Annotated in this window: 22 protein-coding genes and 2 pseudogenes; 17 read left to right on the plus strand and 7 right to left on the minus strand. The window is 59.4% G+C overall.

Annotated elements, in window-relative coordinates; translation table 11 throughout:
* Positions 1–72 precede the first annotated feature (72 nt).
* The 6 genes from ACTJKL_RS28600 to ACTJKL_RS28625 are packed head-to-tail and all read left to right on the plus strand — an operon-like array spanning position 73 to position 6,359.
* A complete protein-coding gene (locus ACTJKL_RS28600; RefSeq protein ID WP_440854405.1) occupies positions 73–978 on the plus strand; it encodes a carbohydrate ABC transporter permease in 906 nt (301 codons plus the stop codon).
* A 12-nt stretch (positions 979–990) separates the two neighbouring features.
* A complete protein-coding gene (locus ACTJKL_RS28605) occupies positions 991–1,821 on the plus strand; it encodes a carbohydrate ABC transporter permease (RefSeq protein WP_440854406.1) in 831 nt (276 codons plus the stop codon).
* A gap of 1 nt (position 1,822) precedes the next feature.
* Positions 1,823–2,911 carry an ABC transporter ATP-binding protein gene (locus ACTJKL_RS28610; protein WP_440854407.1) on the plus strand — a complete coding sequence of 363 codons (1,089 nt, stop codon included), beginning with the start codon at positions 1,823–1,825 and terminating at the stop codon, positions 2,909–2,911.
* A gap of 1 nt (position 2,912) precedes the next feature.
* Entirely contained in the window at positions 2,913–3,893 is a 981-nt protein-coding gene (locus ACTJKL_RS28615) for an NAD-dependent epimerase/dehydratase family protein (RefSeq protein WP_440854408.1), read from the plus strand.
* Positions 3,872–5,581: an SMP-30/gluconolactonase/LRE family protein gene (locus ACTJKL_RS28620; RefSeq protein WP_440854409.1), complete on the plus strand. Its 1,710-nt coding sequence runs from the start codon at positions 3,872–3,874 to the stop codon at positions 5,579–5,581. Before ACTJKL_RS28615 ends, ACTJKL_RS28620 begins: the two co-directional genes overlap by 22 nt.
* A 10-nt stretch (positions 5,582–5,591) precedes the next feature.
* Entirely contained in the window at positions 5,592–6,359 is a 768-nt protein-coding gene (locus tag ACTJKL_RS28625) for an SDR family NAD(P)-dependent oxidoreductase (RefSeq protein ID WP_440854410.1), read from the plus strand.
* A 352-nt stretch (positions 6,360–6,711) separates the two neighbouring features.
* Here the strand turns inward: ACTJKL_RS28625 and relB are convergent, their stop codons facing one another.
* The 5 genes and pseudogenes from relB to ACTJKL_RS28650 all read right to left on the minus strand — a co-directional run bounded on the left by relB (position 6,712) and on the right by ACTJKL_RS28650 (position 9,511).
* Positions 6,712–7,035 (minus strand): type II toxin-antitoxin system RelB family anti-toxin transcriptional regulator, encoded by a 324-nt coding sequence (gene relB, locus ACTJKL_RS28630; protein WP_003526806.1) that lies wholly within the window; start codon positions 7,033–7,035, stop codon positions 6,712–6,714.
* Positions 7,025–7,384: a type II toxin-antitoxin system RelE/ParE family toxin gene (locus ACTJKL_RS28635; protein WP_440854431.1), complete on the minus strand. Its 360-nt coding sequence runs from the start codon at positions 7,382–7,384 to the stop codon at positions 7,025–7,027. Before ACTJKL_RS28635 ends, relB begins: the two co-directional genes overlap by 11 nt.
* A gap of 58 nt (positions 7,385–7,442) precedes the next feature.
* A pseudogene (locus ACTJKL_RS28640) lies at positions 7,443–7,640 on the minus strand (hypothetical protein); the annotation flags it as partial.
* 2 nt (positions 7,641–7,642) lie between these two features.
* Entirely contained in the window at positions 7,643–8,212 is a 570-nt protein-coding gene (locus tag ACTJKL_RS28645) for a hypothetical protein (protein ID WP_088195211.1), read from the minus strand.
* 345 nt (positions 8,213–8,557) lie between these two features.
* Positions 8,558–9,511, minus strand: coding sequence for a LysR family transcriptional regulator (locus ACTJKL_RS28650; RefSeq protein WP_440854411.1), 954 nt, complete (start codon positions 9,509–9,511; stop codon positions 8,558–8,560).
* 93 nt (positions 9,512–9,604) lie between these two features.
* Here ACTJKL_RS28650 and ACTJKL_RS28655 point away from each other — a divergent pair, with 93 nt between their 5' ends.
* Positions 9,605–10,564 (plus strand): MBL fold metallo-hydrolase, encoded by a 960-nt coding sequence (locus ACTJKL_RS28655; protein WP_411934357.1) that lies wholly within the window; start codon positions 9,605–9,607, stop codon positions 10,562–10,564.
* A 249-nt stretch (positions 10,565–10,813) separates the two neighbouring features.
* On the opposite strand, the gene ACTJKL_RS28660 is transcribed toward ACTJKL_RS28655, so the two are convergent.
* The gene (locus tag ACTJKL_RS28660; RefSeq protein WP_440854412.1) at positions 10,814–11,713 is read right to left on the minus strand and encodes a LysR family transcriptional regulator; all 900 of its coding nucleotides are present in this window, start codon (positions 11,711–11,713) and stop codon (positions 10,814–10,816) included.
* A 136-nt stretch (positions 11,714–11,849) separates the two neighbouring features.
* Between ACTJKL_RS28660 and ACTJKL_RS28665 the strand changes: the two genes are divergently transcribed.
* The 10 genes and pseudogenes from ACTJKL_RS28665 to ACTJKL_RS28710 all read left to right on the plus strand — a co-directional run.
* Positions 11,850–12,416: an invasion associated locus B family protein gene (locus ACTJKL_RS28665; RefSeq protein WP_440854413.1), complete on the plus strand. Its 567-nt coding sequence runs from the start codon at positions 11,850–11,852 to the stop codon at positions 12,414–12,416.
* Positions 12,413–12,661, plus strand: coding sequence for an Atu4866 domain-containing protein (locus ACTJKL_RS28670; protein ID WP_440854414.1), 249 nt, complete (start codon positions 12,413–12,415; stop codon positions 12,659–12,661). The genes ACTJKL_RS28665 and ACTJKL_RS28670 overlap by 4 nt, the downstream gene beginning before the upstream one ends.
* A gap of 106 nt (positions 12,662–12,767) precedes the next feature.
* A complete protein-coding gene (locus ACTJKL_RS28675) occupies positions 12,768–14,024 on the plus strand; it encodes a carboxymuconolactone decarboxylase family protein (protein ID WP_440854415.1) in 1,257 nt (418 codons plus the stop codon).
* Positions 13,978–14,475, plus strand: a complete 498-nt coding sequence (locus ACTJKL_RS28680; RefSeq protein WP_440854416.1) for a hypothetical protein — start codon at positions 13,978–13,980, stop codon at positions 14,473–14,475. The genes ACTJKL_RS28675 and ACTJKL_RS28680 overlap by 47 nt, the downstream gene beginning before the upstream one ends.
* 52 nt (positions 14,476–14,527) lie before the next feature.
* Positions 14,528–15,532 (plus strand): helix-turn-helix domain-containing protein, encoded by a 1,005-nt coding sequence (locus tag ACTJKL_RS28685; RefSeq protein ID WP_440854417.1) that lies wholly within the window; start codon positions 14,528–14,530, stop codon positions 15,530–15,532.
* 146 nt (positions 15,533–15,678) lie between these two features.
* A complete protein-coding gene (locus ACTJKL_RS28690) occupies positions 15,679–16,428 on the plus strand; it encodes an SDR family oxidoreductase (RefSeq protein ID WP_411934323.1) in 750 nt (249 codons plus the stop codon).
* Positions 16,429–16,485: 57 nt separating this feature from the next.
* Positions 16,486–17,034, plus strand: a complete 549-nt coding sequence (locus tag ACTJKL_RS28695; protein ID WP_440854418.1) for a flavin reductase family protein — start codon at positions 16,486–16,488, stop codon at positions 17,032–17,034.
* 49 nt (positions 17,035–17,083) lie between these two features.
* Complete coding sequence (locus ACTJKL_RS28700) at positions 17,084–17,368, plus strand: DUF1330 domain-containing protein (protein ID WP_440854419.1); 285 nt, start codon at positions 17,084–17,086, stop codon at positions 17,366–17,368.
* Positions 17,369–17,468: 100 nt separating this feature from the next.
* Entirely contained in the window at positions 17,469–17,771 is a 303-nt protein-coding gene (locus tag ACTJKL_RS28705; protein WP_411934320.1) for a putative quinol monooxygenase, read from the plus strand.
* Between the two features lie 20 nt (positions 17,772–17,791).
* Positions 17,792–18,205: pseudogene (locus ACTJKL_RS28710) on the plus strand (SDR family NAD(P)-dependent oxidoreductase); the annotation flags it as partial.
* A 173-nt stretch (positions 18,206–18,378) separates the two neighbouring features.
* Here ACTJKL_RS28710 and ACTJKL_RS28715 read toward each other — a convergent pair.
* Positions 18,379–19,095: a hypothetical protein gene (locus ACTJKL_RS28715; RefSeq protein WP_411934319.1), complete on the minus strand. Its 717-nt coding sequence runs from the start codon at positions 19,093–19,095 to the stop codon at positions 18,379–18,381.
* Positions 19,096–19,160: the final 65 nt, after the last annotated feature.

The following is a 19,160-nucleotide window of genomic DNA, read 5'->3' on the forward strand; positions in this document are numbered from 1 at the left end:
CTCTCGGCACATGAAGGAGAACCGGGCGCCCCGCATGTGGCGTCTGGTCCCCGCAAGAAACAAGAGGCAATCATGAGCCTACGCTTCCTTGATCTGGCACGGCCGAGCCGGCAGCATTGGCTGGGTTATCTGCTGCTGCTGCCTGCAGTAGCGCTGGTGGCCCTGATCATCGTCTACCCGCTGTTCGTGTCGCTCGACCTTTCCTTCCAGAAAATCGGCATGGCGACGCTCAGCGCACCGCGCAAGCCGTTCACGCTGGAGAACTACCAGAAGCTCTTCACCTCGCCGGACTTCTGGAACGCGTGCTTCGTGACGATCAAGCTGGTCGTGGTCGTCAGCGCCGCCTGCTTCGCGGTCGGTCTCGGCACGGCCCTGCTCGTCAACAACCGCTTCAAGGGGCGCACGCTGGCGCGCCTTTTCGTGGCTCTGCCCTGGGCCGTGCCCGAAGTGATCGCCGTCGTCATTTTCGCCTGGATCTTCGATTCTTCCTTCGGCCTGATGAACTGGCTTTTCATCAGGCTCGGCATCGCGACCCAGATGATCAACTGGTTTTCCGAGCCGACCGCTGCCTTCTGGGTCGTGGCTGTCACAATGATCTGGAAGGGCTATCCTTTCGTTTCCATCATGACGCTTGCCGGTCTTCAATCCATTCCCGAGGACTTCTACAACGCGGCCAAGGTCGATGGTGCGAATGCATTCCAGCGCTTCCGGTACATCACCATTCCGGTGCTCATGCCAGTGCTCGGCGTGACGTCCGTGCTCGTCGTTCTTTGGGTCTTCCGCGATTTCTCGATCATCAAGGTGCTGACCGACGGCGGGCCGCTGAAGGCGACGCAAACGCTCTCGATCATGACCTACGATCAGGCGTTCGGTTTCTTCAACATGGGTTACGCCTCCGCCATCGGCATCGTGACGCTCGTGCTATGCGTCGTCGCCAGCCTGCTGATGCTCGGCCGCAAGTCCCAGGCCATGTACTAGGAGTTCCGGGCGATGCAGCGCACCACCCTTCAGACCCTCGCGCTCTATGCCGGCCTCGCGGCTGTCTGTGCGATACTGCTCTTTCCGATTTATTGGCTTTTCGTCACGGCCCTGTCGACGCTTGCGGAAATCCGCGCATTGCCGCCATCCTTCTGGCCGGCGGAGCCGCAGTGGAGCACCTTTGCAAAGGTCGCCTCGGAGCGGCCGATCCTGTTGTGGCTGTTGAACTCGACGCTCGCGGCCATCGGCTCCGTTGGCCTGTCCATGGTCGTTTCCGTCTTTGCCGGCTACAGCCTGTCGCGCTTCAGCGTCAAGGGCGGCCGATCGCTCGGCCTCTTCATCCTGACGGCGAAGATGTTGCCGGCAACCCTGCTCGTCATTCCGCTTTTCGGGATCTTCCGCTCGCTGGGACTGATCGGCAGCCTCTGGTCGCTCGTTCTGGCCCATGCGACGCTGATCATCCCCTTCACCACATGGATGCTGAAAGGCTACTTCGACACGATCCCGCGCGAACTGGAGCAGGCGGCGATGGTCGACGGCTGCTCTCCGCTTGGCGCCCTCTTCCGCGTCGTGCTTCCGGTCGCAACGCCCGGGCTTGCAGCGACCGCCCTTTATGCATTCGTGCTCTCCTGGGCCGATTACGCCTATGCCCGCACCTTTCTCACCAATGCGCAGGGCAGTTGGACGGCCAATCTCGGCATCACCACGATGAAGGGCGAGTACGTCACCGACTGGAACGAGATCTCGGCGGCAGCCGTGTTCGTCGCGGTTCCGATCATCCTCATCTACCTGTTCCTGGAACGTTATTTGGTCGGCGGTCTGACTGCCGGCGCGGAGAAGTGAAATGGCCGGCATAAGCATTCAGAACGTCTACAAGAACTACGGGGCGCTCAACGTGCTCAAGGAGTTCTCATTGGAGATCGAGGATAGGGAGTTCGTCGTCCTGGTCGGCCCCTCGGGTTGCGGCAAGTCGACGATGCTCAAGATACTTGCCGGGCTCGAGACGGCAAGCGGCGGCAAGATCATGATCGGTGACAGGGACGTGACCGACCTTGCTCCGGGGGATCGCGATATCGCGATGGTCTTCCAGAACTACGCTCTCTACCCGCACCTGACCGTCGGCCAGAATATCGGCTTCGGGCTGAAGATGCGTGGAATGGCCAAGGCTGAGATCGACAAGCGTGTCCACGCCGTCGCCAAGATCCTCGCAGTCGATCATCTGCTCGATCGCCGTCCGAAGGCCCTGTCGGGCGGGCAGCGCCAGCGCGTCGCGCTCGGCCGCGCCATCGTGCGCGAGCCGCGCGCCTTCTTGATGGATGAGCCCCTGTCGAACCTCGATGCCAAGCTGCGCGTCCACACCCGCGCCGAGATCAGCGCACTTCACAAGCGGATCGGCGTCACCACCGTCTATGTCACGCACGACCAGATCGAGGCGATGACGATGGCCGATCGCGTGGTCATCATGCGCGACGGCGTCATCCAGCAGATCGCAGACCCCGATACGCTTTTTTCCAAACCGGCTAACCTCTTCGTTGCCGGGTTCATCGGGTCGCCGGGCATGAACTTCATGTCCACGCACGTCGAAAGCGGCAGCATCACCCTTTTCGGCCAGCACTTCGCCGCCCATAAGCCCGCTGGCGATGGCGCGGTGATCGTCGGCATCCGTCCGGAACACCTGTCGCTCGGGCAGGGTCCCGTCACCTTCGCCGTGCGGCCGACACTGGTCGAGAGCCTCGGATCGGAGAAATACATCTATTTCGATCCGGGCGAACACGCATACGGCGCGGCCGTGGGAGATGAAGAACGCGGCAAGGGCCTGATTGCCCGCATCGCGCATTGCGGTCCCGTTCGTGAAGGGGAGGAGCTGCTGCTCTCCTTTGACCCTTCGGAAATCCACCTCTTCGATACGAAGACAGAAAAGGCAATTGATTGACATGAAAGTGCTTGTGACGGGCTCGGCCGGCAGGGTCGGCTCTTTTGTTGCCAGGCAATTGCTTGCAGCCGGACACCAGGTCAGGGGCTTCGACCTGCGCTCGGCCGCGATCGAGGACGCGGACTTCGAAGAAGTCGTCGGCGCGTTCGACGACCGGGAGGCGGCGACGCGTGCCTGCGAGCGGGCGGACGCAGTGCTCCATCTCGGGGCCTTCATGTCCTGGTTGGCGAGCGACCGAGACAGGCTCTTCCACGCCAATGTCGACGGGACGCGGGTCGTGCTCGAGGCAGCCGCAGCGGCGAAGGTCGGCCGCTTCGTCTTCGCCAGTTCCGGCGAGGTCTATCCGGAAAACAGGCCGGCTTTCCAGCCGATTACCGAGGACCATCCGAAAGAGCCGCTGTCGCCATATGGCCTGACGAAGCTCATCGGCGAGGAGCTCGTGATGTTCCAAGGGCGCGTTTCGTCCATGGAGACGGTGATCTTGCGCTTTTCGCACACGCAGAATGCCGATGAACTGCTCGATCCCGAAAGCTTCTTTTCCGGACCGCGCTTCTTCCTTCGGCCAAAGATCAGGCAGCAGGAGGCCTTCGGCAACAAGGCCGCAGCCGAGCTCCTGAGAGCGGCGGGTCCCGGCCGGCCGGCACTGGTCCTGACGCGCAATGAGGACGGCCGGCCATTCCGAATGCACATCACCGATACCCGCGACATGGCGAAGGGCGTTCTCCTCGCGCTGACGCATCCAGAAGCCGCGGGCGGCGTCTTCAATCTGGGAGCGACCGATCCTGTTGACTTCGCCGAGGTCCTGCCCGTAATGGCCGACAGGATCGGGTTGCCGCTCGTGACGGTCGATCTTCCCGGAGCCGGCGTGTGGTATCACACTTCCAATCAGCGCATTCGCGAAATGCTCGGCTTCGAACCGGAGTGGCCGATCATGCGAATGCTGGACGAGGCGGTAAAGGCATGGACGACAAGGCAGGCTTAGGCGGGCTGGAGGATCGCGGGGCGCCGGCGGGTGCGGCTGCCCTCGCGAAGGGGCTTGCTCTCCTCGACCTCATAGCGGAGGCACCGAAGCCGCTGCGCTTTGCCGACCTCCAGAAAATGAGCGGTGTGCCGAAACCCACCCTTGCGCGTATGCTGAAGACCCTGATGGTCTTCCGTCTGATCCGTCAGGACGAGGCAACCGGCGCTTATCTCCTCGGCCATCGCTTTATCGAGCTTTCGCATCGGGTGTGGGACAAATTCGATCTTGTCAGCGCCGCCGCCCCGGAACTCGAACGCCTTTCGGCCGAACTCGGAGAGACCGTTGCACTGTGCCGCCTCGACGGTCAGCGCGTGGTCTATCTGGAGGAACGCTCGAGTGGCGGCTTGGGCGTGCTGATCGCCGTCGGGCGGCGTGTGCCGATTCACTGTACCGCAGCCGGAAAGGTTCTGCTCGCGTTTCAGGAGCCTTCTTTCGCCCGCTCGTTGACCGGGCAGATCGTCTACGATCGCTTCACGCCGCAGACCATTACGGACCCGCAGGCGCTCGAGGCCGATCTCGTCTTGACCCGCGCCCGGGGCTACGCGGTTTCCTATGAGGAGCATCTTGCCGGCGTCAATTCCGTCGCCGCTCCGATCGCCGGCCGTGACGGGGTGCCGCTCGGCGCACTCGTCGTGCTGGGACCCGCTTCCCGCCTCGACAGTTCCGCGATCCATCCGGTCGGTCGCGAGTTGATGGCGTCGGCGCGGCGGATCACCGGCACCGTGGGCGCCGTTGCGATCAGTTCCGGGCCGCGGCCCCGCGGCCGCGCGGCTGGTCAAAGCGATGTGCAATGCGTCCTGCCCTGGGGTGCCCAGCTGGGTGAAGCGCCGGTCTGGGTCGAAAGGGAAAAGCGGCTCTATTGGGTGGACATTCTCCACCCGGCCGTGCACCGCTTCGATCCTGTCACCGGCAAGAACGAGAGCTGCAATGTTGCCAAGCTCGTCAGTGCCGTACTTCCGACCGAAGATGGCGGACTGATCGTCGCCTCCCAGGACGGCGTGGAACAGTTCGACTTCGAGGCCGGCGCATTCGCCCCCTTTGCCCAGCCGGAACCAGCGCTTCCGGAAAACCGGCTGAATGACGCCAAGGTCGATCCGAACGGTCGGCTTTGGGTCGGCTCGATGCGGCTCGACGTAAGCCGCCCGACCGGCAGCTTATACCGGCTGACGGGCACCGGCGACGCGGTGCGTGCGGAGAGTGGTTTCACGGTCGCCAACGGCCTTGCCTGGAGCCCCGATGGTTCGACCTTTTACTTCGTCGATACGGTGCCGGGCATCATTTATGCCTACGACTTCGATGCACGCGAGGGGAGCATCGCCAACCGCCGTGTCTTCGTTACGGTACCCGAGGCGGAAGGGCGCCCGGACGGCCTTGCTGTCGATGCGGATGGCGGGGTCTGGTGTGCGATCTGGGACGGATGGCGCGTGAACCGCTATCGGCCAGATGGCCGGCTGGATCGAGCCGTCGAACTGCCGGTGCCGCGCCCCACCAGCGTAGCCTTCGGCGGGGACGATCTTGCGACTTTGTTCATCACCAGTGCGCGCACCCGTCTTCCGGCCTCAACGCTGACGGAAGCACCGCTCTCCGGCGGCATTTTCGCCTGCAATCCCGGTGAGCGCGGCCTGCCTGCATCGCTCTTCGGCGTCTGAGGAGACAGCTGTGAGCACGTATAAGGACATATTTTCGCTGAAGGGCAGGACAGCTCTGGTGACCGGTTCGAGCCGCGGCATCGGGGCGTCGATCGCACAAGCCTATGCAGCCTATGGCGCGCGTGTTGTCCTGCACGGACAGAGGCCCGGCGCTACAGCCGAGATTGAAAAGGCAATACGCGCTGCCGGCGGCGACGCGGTCTCGATCCATCGCGAGCTTTCGCCGCCCAGTGCCGGCCGCGACTTGATTGCGGCGGCTGAAGGCGCCGCAGGTCCCCTGGATATTTTGGTGATCAACGCATCGGCGCAAATCAATGGAGCGCTCAACGATGTGACACCGGAGGATTTCGCCGCCCAGATCGATGTCAACCTTCGCTCTACGGTCGAGATGCTGCAGGTGGCGTTGCCCGCCATGGCGGAACGCGGCTGGGGCCGCGTCGTCAACATTGGCAGCATCAACCAGTTGCGACCGAAACCGATCGTCTCCATTTATGCGGCGACCAAGGCAGCCCAGCATAACCTGATCCAAAGCCTCGCTCGCGATTATGCCTCCCGCGGCGTGTTACTCAACACACTTGCACCGGGACTCATCGACACGGATCGAAACTCCGCCCGTCGCGACGGCGATCCTGAGGCATGGTCGAACTACGTCCGGACGCTCAACTGGATGGGCCGGGCAGGCAGGCCCGACGAAATGGTGGGCGCTGCGCTCTTTCTCGCCTCGGATGCGTGTAGCTTCATGACCGGCGAGACCGTTGTCATGTCGGGTGGCTTCTAGAGGGACGTAAGTCGATTGCGTCATGCGGGTAGCGCGTGATCTCGCTGGTGGAACAGGCCACGAATTTCGGTAACCACCGCTTCCGTAACGAGTCGAACGGAGCCGCTCTTCACGAGCCCCGCGCAGGGCTTGTTGCGACGATTTTCAGGTTCTGGGCTAACAATTGCAGAATGTATCGAGGGGAACCTTGCCAAGTGTGACATGAGTGCCGGAGACTCACAGCGGTTGAAGGGAGCCGTTCTTCGCGAGCGCGGTGCACGGCTTGTTGGGGATGTTCACGATCTGGGCCAAAGAGCTCGCATAATGTATCGGCTGGAACTGCGCGCGCTTATCCTTCTGCGGCAGTGTCCTTCTAGGACAACATCTCGAGACCGTGTTTCCGGACGATCGAGAGCAGCTTCAATGCGGGGCCGCTCGGCCGCTTCGCGCCGGTTTCCCACTTTTGCACTGTTGATTCACTGGTGTTCAGGTAGCGCGCGAAGACTGGTTGGCTGACATGATTGTTCTCGCGCAGCGCCTTGATCTCGCTTGGCGTCAGCTCCTGCGGTATGGAAAGGCAAGTCTCATCGAAGGTCTTCATGGTTTCCTTGTCGATGGTACCTGCCGAATACATGTCTTCGACGGCGCTATGGATCGCCTCAAAGGCATCGCTCTTGAACTTGCGCTTAGTCGCCATTGCAAATCTCCAATAGGGCGCCGGACCCGATTTCTGCATCAAGCTCGGCCTGTGTCTTGCGCCGATAGAGTTCGGCAAGCTTCCGGAAAGCCAGGAGCTCGTCGTCATCGATGTTTGCGCGGTCCTTCTTCGCGAACAGATAGGCGAACACCCAGTACTCACCGGCCTTCGCCAGAACGATCGAACGATGCATGTTGTCGTTAAGCCGCTTCTTGAACACGCCGCCACCGAGGTCATCAGCCTGTCCGCGTGCGACTTGCTCAATCGCCTTGCAAAGGGCCTTGTCGGAGATCCGTGCTTTCTTCGCTGCTTTGGAAAACCACGCCGTTTTGAAAGTCCGTTCTGACATCTCTTCATATAGCACTAAGTGCTACACCTATCAAGTTTGCGGGAAAAATTTGCAGGAACTACGCCGCTTCCCATACCTGATTCAGAATCATCGCAGCAAGCGCCGCTTTGTCTTGTGGCGAGAAGGGACCCGCAGGGTTGGCAATCATCTCCGGCGTGCCCTGGATAGCGTACCTTGGCTGATCGTAGGATCCGGTTTGCTGCAGGATATGAGTAGCAAGGACATCGCGGACGTTGTGGGGACCATGCGGAAGCAACATCATTTACTCAAAATCCTCGATTTCAGGTGATCAGCGGCAAGGCCTACTTCCCGTTGATTTCCAAGCCTAACCGCATCCACCAATGCCAGGTATTCATAAAGTCGATCGTCTTTCAAAGCCGCCTCTGGCACGCTTTTGAAGAGGGGGTCGACCGCTTGCCCCATCTCTCGTCCAGCGGCGTAGGGCCAGACATAGTTATAGGTCCCTCCGCTGACGAGAAGGTTCTGGAGCATCGGCGCGGCAAACGCCGTGGGGATACCGCGTTGCATAGGCCCAACCTGTGCCGGAAACACGAATCTCAGCCCATGGGTGATGAATTCGAACAGATTTCGCCGATGTGGCCGAGGTTCATTCGAGCGAGTATCCTTCCGCGCGATCCCGGAAGTGATGCTTCTCTTGATCGATTGCGCAATTTCGGTCTTGCTAATCCCGAGCAATGCTTCAAGATTTCGCACCGAGTAAGGGTCGCCCCCGAGGGATTCAGATCGCAGTTGATCTGCACCCTTCGCGAGTTCTTGGTCTTGCAGGCTAAGCAGCTTCAGCAGGACAACTATGTCTTGGCTCTTCATAGTGGCTGTCCTCTGTCCTGGGACTGAGGACACTAAACACAATTTTCTGATCTCTGTCAAAGTCAGAGGCGCTGGCCGGAACTCGGGACAGTGCCAAGCACTCGTTGTGTATGATGCACTTTCGATGGAGTCTCGAAGCGGATAACGCAAATTTTTCATCCGCTTCCTTGTGCGTCCCCATCTAACTGTGGAGAATCTTACAAAAATTCAAACGCATTGGCAGTTTTATATCGTGCTCGCAGGTTCGATTCCCCTCAACTGCCTCAGACCTCAAATGACGGGGGTCTCAGGTTCTGCTCCCTTCAAGACGAGCGTCTTCAAACAAGCGCAGATCTCTACTGCCCGTCACGCTGCCATATCCGCGACGTTGGTCTCTGTCGTCCTCAGCATCGCCTCACGGATTTGCTGCCGCAACCATGCGCAGCCGAGATCGCTGTCCATATGGAGCGGCCAAACCATTGCCACGGGTGGGAAAGAAAGTGCCAATGGAACCGGGCTGACCTGAAGTCCCAATAGCGGTCCGTAACGAGCCGCGATGCGCGACGATACCGTGGCGATTACCGCAGATGAACGCGCTGTGGCCAATATCGACATGAAGTCGGGAGCTGCGGCCACCACTTTCAGTTCTGCTCCTGCATGCTCCAGCGCATCCTTAACGCAGCCATGCAGGCTGTCAGTCTGTGAAATCACGGCGTGCTGTGCGGCCATATAGGCATCAAGGCTCACCGGATTTGAAATCTCCAGCAATTGCGGATTGAAACAGCATAATACGCTGGACTGATAGAGCGGCTCGCAATGGTGGCGCGAGTCCGGCAGATAGCTGCACCCCACAGACAGATCAATGACGCCGGCTTCCAGCATCGCGTCGACCTCTGCCGCATCACCACCGCGGGCGAGAATGCGTATGCCCGGTGCGATATCGCGCAACCGTGCCGTTAGATCGGGCAGCAAGAGCAGTTCCACTTCGCTGGAAAGCCCCAGTCGGAATGTGCGTTGCTCGGTGGCCGGATCGAATACATCCGCCATTAAGACCGCCGCTTGCGCCTGCCGTAGAGCCTGCCGGACCGGACCGGACAAATTGAGCGCCCGTGCCGTGGGCTTCATCACCTGTCCTACGCGAATGAACAGCTCATCCTGAAACAGCGTCCGCAGGGTCGATATATTGTGGCTCATGGCAGGTTGCTGAATTTTCAGCCGCTGCGCTGCACGGGTGACGCTCATTTCTTCCATCATGGCATCGAAGGCCACGAGAAGATTGAGGTCGAAAGAACGCAGATTGAAATGATCGATGACTTGCATGACCGATATCGATTTGATTGCTGACCGAGGCATCCTTAGCTGATGAGCAGGAACTTGCAAGCCGTTCCGAACCATCTTTCAAGGAGCAAACCCATGCCATCCCGTCGTTCCATTCTCAAAGGCGTTTTGTCCGGCATCATCGCTGCACCCTTCGTCGCACCGCCGACCGCCTTCGCCAAGGCACCTTATGCCGCTGTTCAGGCGCCCGGTTTCTACCGGCTGAAAATCGGCTCCGTAGAGGTCACGGCCCTGTCGGACGGCACGGTCGCCCTGCCGCTGGCCAAGCTGTACACCAATACCAGTCAACAATATGCCCAGAACGTGTTGAAGGATGCCTTTCTGCCGGAGCTCGTACCAACCTCCGTCAACGCCTTCCTGGTCAACAACGGCGATAGACTGGTACTGATCGATGCGGGCACCGGTGCCTATCTCGGGCCATCGCTCGGCAAACTCGTGGCCAACATCGAGGCTTCCGGTTACAAGGAGGATGACATCGATGATGTCATCCTCACCCATATTCACACCGATCATTCCGGCGGGTTGATGAGCAATGGCAAGCGCACCTTTCCGAACGCCACGCTACGAGTCAATGAGCGAGAAGCCAAATTCTGGCTGAGTTCGGCGAACGCCAGGACGGCGACCGGCACCGTCAAGCAGCATTTTGGCGAGGCGGACCAGTGCGTGACACCTTACGTGAAAGCCGGAAAATTTGAAACCTTCGCGGATAACGCAGCGCCCGTTCCCGGTCTTGGTTCCATTCTTTATGCGGGACATACGCCGGGTCACAGCGCCATCACGCTGGAAAGCGAATCCCAGAAGATCGTATTCTGGGGCGATATCACCCATGGCGATATTCTGCAGTTCGATGAACCGGGCGTCGCTATCGAATTCGATATCGACCAGAAAGCCGCCGTGGCTGCACGCAACACTGCGTTCAAGCAGGCGGTGGAAGGCAAATATCTGGTGGCAGGCGCGCATATCGCCTTTCCGGGCATCGGCCATGTCCGCGAAGACAGCAAGAATTACGACTGGCTCCCCATCAACTACGCCTAAGGTCTGACAGCCGGCTATCCTCCAGGGAAACAGGCGGATCCGTAAAGAGGCTCCGCAACAGTCTCTTCGTCCGCAGTGACGGACGTCATTCCGCCACGGTTCCTGCCAGTTTCACATTTTGGAGAGGCGTTCCCATTTTCACCAATCGACGTCACCCGCACCCGATTTGGGTCGCCGAACCGGGGAACTGCAGGGCGTCATGGCGTCCAACGCGACGCACAATAACCAGTTAGCTCTAGCCACTGGCAGCTAGGACGGCGTCGGTCTGTATGCGCGAACGTGGTCAATGAGCGCGCGCAGCTTGGGCGCCATATTGCGCCGATTTGGGAAATAGAGGAAGAACCCCGGAAAGGGCGGCAGATAGTCGTCTAACGCCGTAATCAACTCGCCGCGGACGATATATGGACGAAACGTCTCCTCCAGCGCAAATGTAATACCGCCGCCAGCGAGCGCGGTCCGCACCATCAGGTGCAGATCGTTTGTGGTGATTTGCGGCTCGACGGCGACGTCGAAAGGTATGCCATCCTCCTCGAACTCCCATCGATGCGGCGCAGCACTTGGAGACGGACGCCAACCAATACAGCGATGACGCACAAGCTCCCGAGGATGGCGGGGCGTTCCGTGGAGTTCAAAATATCGCGGCGTCGCGACCACCACTTCTCTCTCTTCTTTGGTCAGCGGCACCGCGACCATATCCTGCTCGATCACCTCACCCAGCCGGACCCCTGCATCGAAGCCGGCGGCGACGATGTCGAACACGTCGTCGGTTACCGTGACGTCGATGGTGATGCCTGGATGGGTTTCGGCGAAGGATGCGATCAGCGGGCCGGAAAGAAATTGTTCCGCTATCGATGTAACTGCAATCCGCAGCAAACCACTGGGCCGTGCGTCCCCTGCCACGTTCTCGAAGGCGGATCTGACCTCGGCCATTGGCTGAAACAGGGTTTCATGCAAGCGGTTGCCCGCCTCGGTGAGCCGCACGCTGCGTGTCGTGCGGCTGACAAGTGCGATGCCGCAAATATCCTCGAGCCGTCTGATTCCCTGACTTACGGCCGAGCGTGTGACGCCTAGGCGATCAGCGGCCGCCCGGAAATTCCCTTCTTCGGCGACGGCCAGAAACACCGGCACCAGGTTTAGTTCGATTGTCATTGTCGCGTCCCGCTAACCAATTACGTTAGCGGAAAGGGAATACAAGCGACAATAGAATTTGTCTACCTATTGCCCGTGGCCGACCATTTCCCTGGCGGCAGGCAGACAAGAAGCCGATCATCGAAGGATTTACCCCATGACCCACATCAAGATCAGACTCGCCGCCGCTTTGGCTTTTGGGATTTGCGCCGCACCTGTTGCTGCACAGGATAGCTCATGCCCTCGGGAAGGCGCCGATGCTCCTCTCGCGCTCCATGCCGACTGGATCATGAAGGGCTGGGAACGCCATGAAGGTGATGGCAAGTTCGTGTTCTCGCAGAAGCTGAACCGGTACTACGACCTGGAAAACACCAAAGGGGTTTTCTACGACAATTTCGCGCCAGGCAGTACACAGCTCTTTGACAACTCCGCCCGCTATGGCGCCAACTGGGAGGCGTTGCAGAACGCTGCCCGATCGGTCCGCCACGGACTGACCGGCGGTCATGACGTGATCGTCAGCGACACCGTCGCTTCGACGACGCTTGGCTTCGTCGGCCGCATTGATCGTCTTGACGGCGCAGTGGTCGCTTTTGACGGGCGCTCGCAGCTCGGCTGGACATGCACCGGTGGCGAATGGAAGATCCGCCATGAGTTGAACTACGCCTGGGTCGTCGAGCCAGAGACCATTCAGTCTTTCTTGGGCAAGACGGAGCCGGCACAATGACCAGCCAGACGCTCTCTCACCCTTATGTCGGCATGTGGGAAACCGCAGACGGTCGGATCCGGCACCAGTTGCTCCCGAATGGCCGCTACGACGAGGCGCGCGGCACACGCGAAAGCGCCTATCAAGGACGATACGAGGTGTCCGGAAATCACATCGAGTATTGGGATGATACCGGCTTTACTGCCGACGGCGATTTTGTCGATGACGTCCTGCACCATGCCGGAATGGTTCTCTATCGAAAGTGATACTCGGCACATGATCACGCCGGCAAAGTCATTGTCGGCGTGATCCATTTTTCTTTCGCTCGACGCGAGCACCTGCACCCGTAGAGATCAGATCAAGGAGAAAGCGATGGCACAGACCGATATCGAACAGCGGCTTGAGAATTTGGCTTCGCCGGGAGACATGCAAAAACACCTGCGCGGCCTTGCCGTTCTCAAGCAGATCGGGGGTGAGAATTTTGGCGAGCCGGTAAGCCAGCTTGCCAGCTTCTCGGAAGATCTGGCGCGGTTCACCATTCAGTTTCCCTATGGCGATGTGCTGTCGCGGGATGGCCTGGATCTGCGGACGCGGCAGATTCTGACTGCGGCCACATTGTTGGCCCACGGATCGGCGCAGTCTCAGCTTTCTTTTCACCTCCATGGATTGCTGAACGCCGGGGGAACCCGCGATGATGTGGTCGACCTGCTGTTTATTTCCGCAGGTCTTCTCGGATTTCCGACGGCGATCAACGCCGTCCCCATCGTCCGTGATATTCTCGCCGACCGGGACGAAACAAAAAATGTGGCTGGGGCCCAGACATCGCCTGCTGTCCCGGATATGCCCTCGGACCGTTTTGCTGTACTCGATCGGATTGCGCCCGACTTCGTGAATTGGCGCGAGCATACCCTTGGCGAGGAGATCTTCGGCGCGGTGCACCTGGAGCCCAGGCTGGCCCACCTCGCGTCGGCTGCAATGCTGGCGGCGCGGGGGAAGGTAGGGGCGAGCTTCGACGCCCATATCGTTTCGGCATTGGCTGCGGGTGCAACCGATAGTGACATTGTCGAGATGGTTATCCAACTGAGCGTCTATTCCGGATTCCCCGCTGCACTCAATGCTGCCGGCAGAGCAAGAAATGTCCTGGCGGCACCGGAACGGCCACAAGCGAGTACCCAGAAAGGAGTCGATACCACAAAAGATGATGAGAAGCGCTTCATGAGGGGTGTCGCAACACTTGCCGAGACATCAGGAGGATCCGGCGCTGATGTGGTCGACAGCTTCAAGGATGTTGCGCCAGGTCTGGGTAGGCTTGCCCATTGCTACGGCGATATCTTTTGCCGCCCCGCCCTTGATCCCAAGGTGCGTGAGTTGGGTGCAATCTCTGCTCTCGCTTCCCAGGGGACCGTTGCGGCAGAGAAGCCACTCGGCGTCCATATCGATGCAGCTCTTAATCTCGGGGCCACTCCAGAAGAGATTGTCGAGACCCTCTTCAACATCATTCCCTATGCCGGCTATCCATTGATTGAAAAAGCTCTGCTGATTGCCCATGACCGTATCTCGTTGTTCGACGATAAGCAGGTTGATGGCAGCCCTTCTGATCATCGACCACTGGATATGTGCTCCGGTTGATGGTTTGAGACCATTGGGTATCCAGCACTTTGGCAATGCGTCGGTCTCTCTCAAATGGCCTTGCGACAGGTGCCGAGAACCGATTTTTGCAGGATCGGGCAATCTCATTGGAGCGTCGTTCTACCGCTCTTCGATCGTCATGGGCGATGCTTGCTCAAACGAACCAACGATGGAGTGGATCACGTTCGCCAGTGAAGCAGGCACGTTCATTCGAGCACTACCGGGGGAGGGCGCTACCTTGCGTTCGCTCCTTATTAAAGATGCCGTCGGAAGCTTTCCGAATGGTGCCACGAAGCCGGAGATACTTACTTGCGACGTTGATGTGGATTTCATCTGCCTCAAAGAGTCAGAAGAGACCGGCTTTATTTTCCTATCGGACGAAACCAAATGCTGCATTGCATCATTGGCGGTGGTTGTGGGCGGAGATGTGAACCGGGACATATTCCATTGAAGCTCCATGTAACCTCAAGGCAGCTCTGCCCGGTTTTACGAAAGGGTCCGCATTGGCAAACATCGAAGCATCCCGTCAAAACGTTTCCGCCCGAATACCGGCTGTTGCCGGGAATCCTATTTATCCCGCGGTCCTCGTGCCTGAACTGAAAGAGGTTATTGCAAGGCCCGATCGGACGTCCCCGCTCGGTCTTGAGCAGTACATAGCCGGCCGTATGCTTGTCAGCGGCGACACGCCTGCATGGAGCGACATGTTCGTGCAGGTGTACTCCCGTCTGAACAAGCAGGAGCGGTTTCTTGTTCCCGCTGTCGCGGAGCCGCTAATCGTCTGGGTGATGTCAGGCGAGGCTGTCGTCGAGGAACGCGACCTCGACGGTGACTGGGTTGCCAACACGGTTACCGTCGGCGACTTCTTCCTGACCCGCTCCCCGACACCATATGAAATGCGTTGGCGCTCGGTTGGGGCCGCCCCCTTCCAGGTCATGCATCTTTATCTCTCCGTTCCGCTTTTCGAGCGCGTCGCCTACGACGTGCTAGGCTGCGCGGCCTCTCCGGCTTTGCGCGACATTTCCGGCGGCCAGGACACGCAGCTGTCACATCTATTGGCGCTCGTTTATCAGGAATTGACCGCTGAAGGAAAGGGAAGCCAGTTGTTCATCCAGGGGCTTGCGCAAAGTCTCGCCGTGCATCTGATCCGGAATTACGCCGCAAATGAAGCTGCTGACGACCGGCAGAACGCGCTCACCGGCTTCAAGCTCCGTCGCGCCGTTGCCCACCTCGAAGAACATCTTGCCGAGCCGTTCAATCTCGCCCAGTTGGCCGAGACGGTCGGTATGAGCGAATTTCATTTCAGTCGTTTGTTCAAGAAGGCGACGGGGCTCTCGCCCTCGCGCTACTTCATTCGCCAGCGGGTCGCCAAGGCGCAGCAGCTCCTGCAGGAAACGGATACGAGCGTCATCGAGATTGGCCTCTCCGTTGGCTATTCGAGCCCAAGTCACTTTGCCCAGGTCTTCCGCCGCGAGACAGGTCTGCCGCCGAGTCACTATCGGCGAGGCTAGTTTTTGACCTGTCGCGTTTTCGAGCAAGATCGCGACAGGTCGAGCAAGGCCCCGAGAGAGGGACCGGCGTGAAACGCTTAGGTTCCTCCTTGTCGAAACGAAACGCCCACCGCGGTGGTGGGCTTCAAAGACAAGGAGTGAAGACAATGACCAACCTCAACGGAAAGATCGCACTGGTCACCGGCGCATCGAGTGGCATTGGCGCCGCGACTGCTGCAAAGCTTGCTGAAGCCGGTGCCAAGGTCGGTATCGCTGCACGGCGCACCGACAAGCTCGAAGATCTCAAGAAAAAGATCGAAGCCAAGAGCGGCGAAGCTCTTGTGATCGAAATGGATGTGGTTGACACGACTTCGGTCGAAGCGGGCGTCAAGAAGCTGGTCGATGCCTACGGCTCGATTGACATCCTCGTCAACAATGCCGGTCTTATGCCGCTCTCCGATATCGACCAGTTCAAGGTCGACGAGTGGCAGCGAATGGTGGACGTGAACGTGAAGGGCCTGCTCAACACGACGGCCGCCGTTTTGCCCCAGATGATCAAGCAGCATTCGGGCCATGTCTTTAACATGTCCTCGATTGCTGGCCGCAAGGTTTTCAAGGGTCTGTCGGTCTACTGCGCGACAAAACATGCGGTCACGGCTTTCTCTGATGGCCTGCGTATGGAAGTTGGCCAGAAGCACGGTATTCGCGTGACCTGCATCCAGCCGGGCGCCGTTGCCACCGAGCTCTACGATCACATCACCGATCCGGGCTATCGCAAGCAGATGGATGAGCTGGCCACTCAGATGACCTTCCTTCAGGGCGAGGACATCGGCGACACCATCGTCTTCGCAGCCCAGGCTCCGGCTCATGTCGATGTCGCTGAACTGTTTGTCCTGCCAGTAGAACAGGGTTGGTAACAGACCGGCCCTGAAAGGTCCCTGCCTCGAGGCAGGGACCTCTCAAGGGAGATTGTCATGAAGGAATTACCCGCATCTCAAGCATATCGCGTCCTGGAACCTGGCCCGATCGTCATGGTCTCGACCAGTGATAACGGCAAGCCCAACGTGATGACGATGGGCTTCCATATGATGATCCAGCACGACCCGCCGCTGATCGGTTGTGTCATCGGGCCGTGGGATCACAGCTATCAGGCTCTCCGGAAAACCGGAGAGTGTGTCATCGCTGTCCCCGGTCTGGATCTCGCCGAAACGGTTGTCGATGTCGGGAACTGCTCGGGCGATCGAGTGAATAAATTCCAGAGGTACGGTCTCAAGACGCGACCTGCCAAGGACGTGGCAGCCCCGCTCCTCTCCGACTGCCTGGCGAATATCGAATGTCGGGTCGTCGATACGCGGCTCTCGGATCCCTACAGCCTCTTCATCCTTGAGGCGACGAGGATCTGGATCAACGAGAACCGAAAAGAGCGACGAATGATGCATCACCGCGGTGACGGCACGTTCACCGTCGATGGCGGCACACTCGATCTCAAGGACCGCATGGTCAAGTGGCGCCATCTCCCCTGACAGCGCCATCGCCCCCAGAAGCCACAAACTCAACAGGAAAGGAAAAACTATGTCTGCCTATCTCATTGTCGATCTCGACATCCACGACATGAAGTCCATCGAAGACTACCGGTCGAAGGCATTGCCGCTCGTCGCCAAAGCCGGCGGCAAGCTCATCGCCATCGATGAAAGCCCTCTGGAGTTGGAAGGCTGGACTGCCACGAACATGCTCATCATCGAGTTTCCGGACAGGCAAGCGATCCGTCAGCTCTTCGCATCCCCCGAATACGCGCCCTTGGCCGCACTGCGGCAGGCTGCGGCCGCATCGCGCATCATAGCAATCAACGGCGTCTGAAAAGTGCAAGATCGCGACAGCTCCCGCAAAGGCGCGGAAGATCTTTTCCAGGCATGCCGTCACGATGCGGGTGTTGCCCTAACCGAGAAGGAGACCCGAAATGGCTGATCTCACCAATGTGGCCTACTTCACTGCAAAGCCGGGCCGCTCAGAAGATCTGGGTGACGAACTGCTTCAGCTCGTCACCCCCTCCCGCAACGAGGAAGGCTGCCTCCGCTACGAGATCCACCAGTCCAATGACGTTCCCGACATGTGGATGGTGCTCGAAGACTGGCGGCACGCCTCCGACTTCAAACTGCATATGAACACGCCTTACGTCCAAGCCTTCATGGCGAAGGTCCCGGACCTGTGCGTCGAAGACGTGGAAATCTGCGGCTACCAGCAACGATCCCCGCAGGTCTGATACAGAAAGGAGTATATAAAATGAGCACGCAAAACCCTAAAGTCTGGCTCGTAACCGGATGCTCTACAGGCTTCGGGCGCTACATCGCGGAGCACCTGCTGGAGGTCGGTGAAAAGGTTGTGGTCACAGCCCGCAAAGCTGACAAGATTGCGGATCTTGAACAGAAGGGCGATGCCCTGATCCTCCCGCTCGACGTCATCGACCGGGATCAGTGCCAGAAGGTTGTGGACGCTGCAGAAGCGCACTTCGGCCGCATCGACGTCCTGATCAACAACGCCGGGATCGGTTTCTTCGGTGCTATCGAGGAAACCGACGAATCCAATGCCCGTCGCCTGTTTGATGTCAATTTCTTTGGTACCGCCAACACGATCCACTCGGTGCTTCCGCATGTGCGAGCCCGCCGCAGCGGTACGATCGTCAATCTAAATCGACTTATCCGTGGGCGGCGGCTCGGAAGCTGATCGTCACAACACGATGTACTCAGGTTACGGGCTGGCGAGTCGCAGCCGCCGATTGCGAACCTTCGGCAAAGGCGACGGCCGACCAAGGAAGGCGCCTGTTCGCCTGCAGATCGTTCCGCGCAGGTAATCTCAGTGACTGTAAGGGCCTAGAACCGGATCACTGCCCCGAGTATCGGGCCGTGCTCGATGACGTCGAACGTGAATCCGTCGCTGCTGTAATCCACGCCGACCGCCCGATAGCCTCCGACGATGGATAAAGACTGCGTCCACTGGTAGCCGATAGCGCCAAGCACATCCCAGCTGAAGTCGGATGCGGTGCCGAAGCCGCCGATCATGCCCCACCCGGTTAGATACCAGGATGGTGAAAGATCGATCCGGCCCTTCACGCCGAGCATCGGATCGACCCAGGTTTGTGTGTCACTGCCGCTGAAAGCTGCAAGCGGTGGTCCGCCTGCTGACAAGGCGATGTCGAGTTCGTTGTCCACGCTCCAGATGCGAGCACCGGCCATCACGTCGAGGGTCGCCGACGGTTCCGCAAGCACGCGATACTCGGCCATGAGGGTTGCCGTCACGCTGGTGGTTTCCAGCGATCCAGACAGGCTGACGGGGACGCCTGCGATTGTGCGCGTGAGCGACTTGTCTACCTCGATGTCGAGGTAAATCAGGTCGGCAAACACGCCCCATGTTCCGTTGTGGGCTTCCCCAACGATCATACCGCCGAAACGAAGATTGTCGAAAATATCGCGAAATGGAACGTCCGCATCGAACGGTTGTCGGCCGCGAACTCCGATGTCTCCCTTCAGACTGGCTGCCCAAAAATAGGGAGCGATACTGAAGGTCCATCCGGCATCAACGGAGGCCACGCCAGGTGGCGAGCTCTCCTCTATTACATCCGCCGCCCGGACAGGCAAACCAACGAGCAAACTCG

Origin of the sequence: Sinorhizobium sp. 22678 (assembly GCF_052044265.1) — a bacterium.
GTDB lineage: Bacteria > Pseudomonadota > Alphaproteobacteria > Rhizobiales > Rhizobiaceae > Sinorhizobium > Sinorhizobium meliloti_A.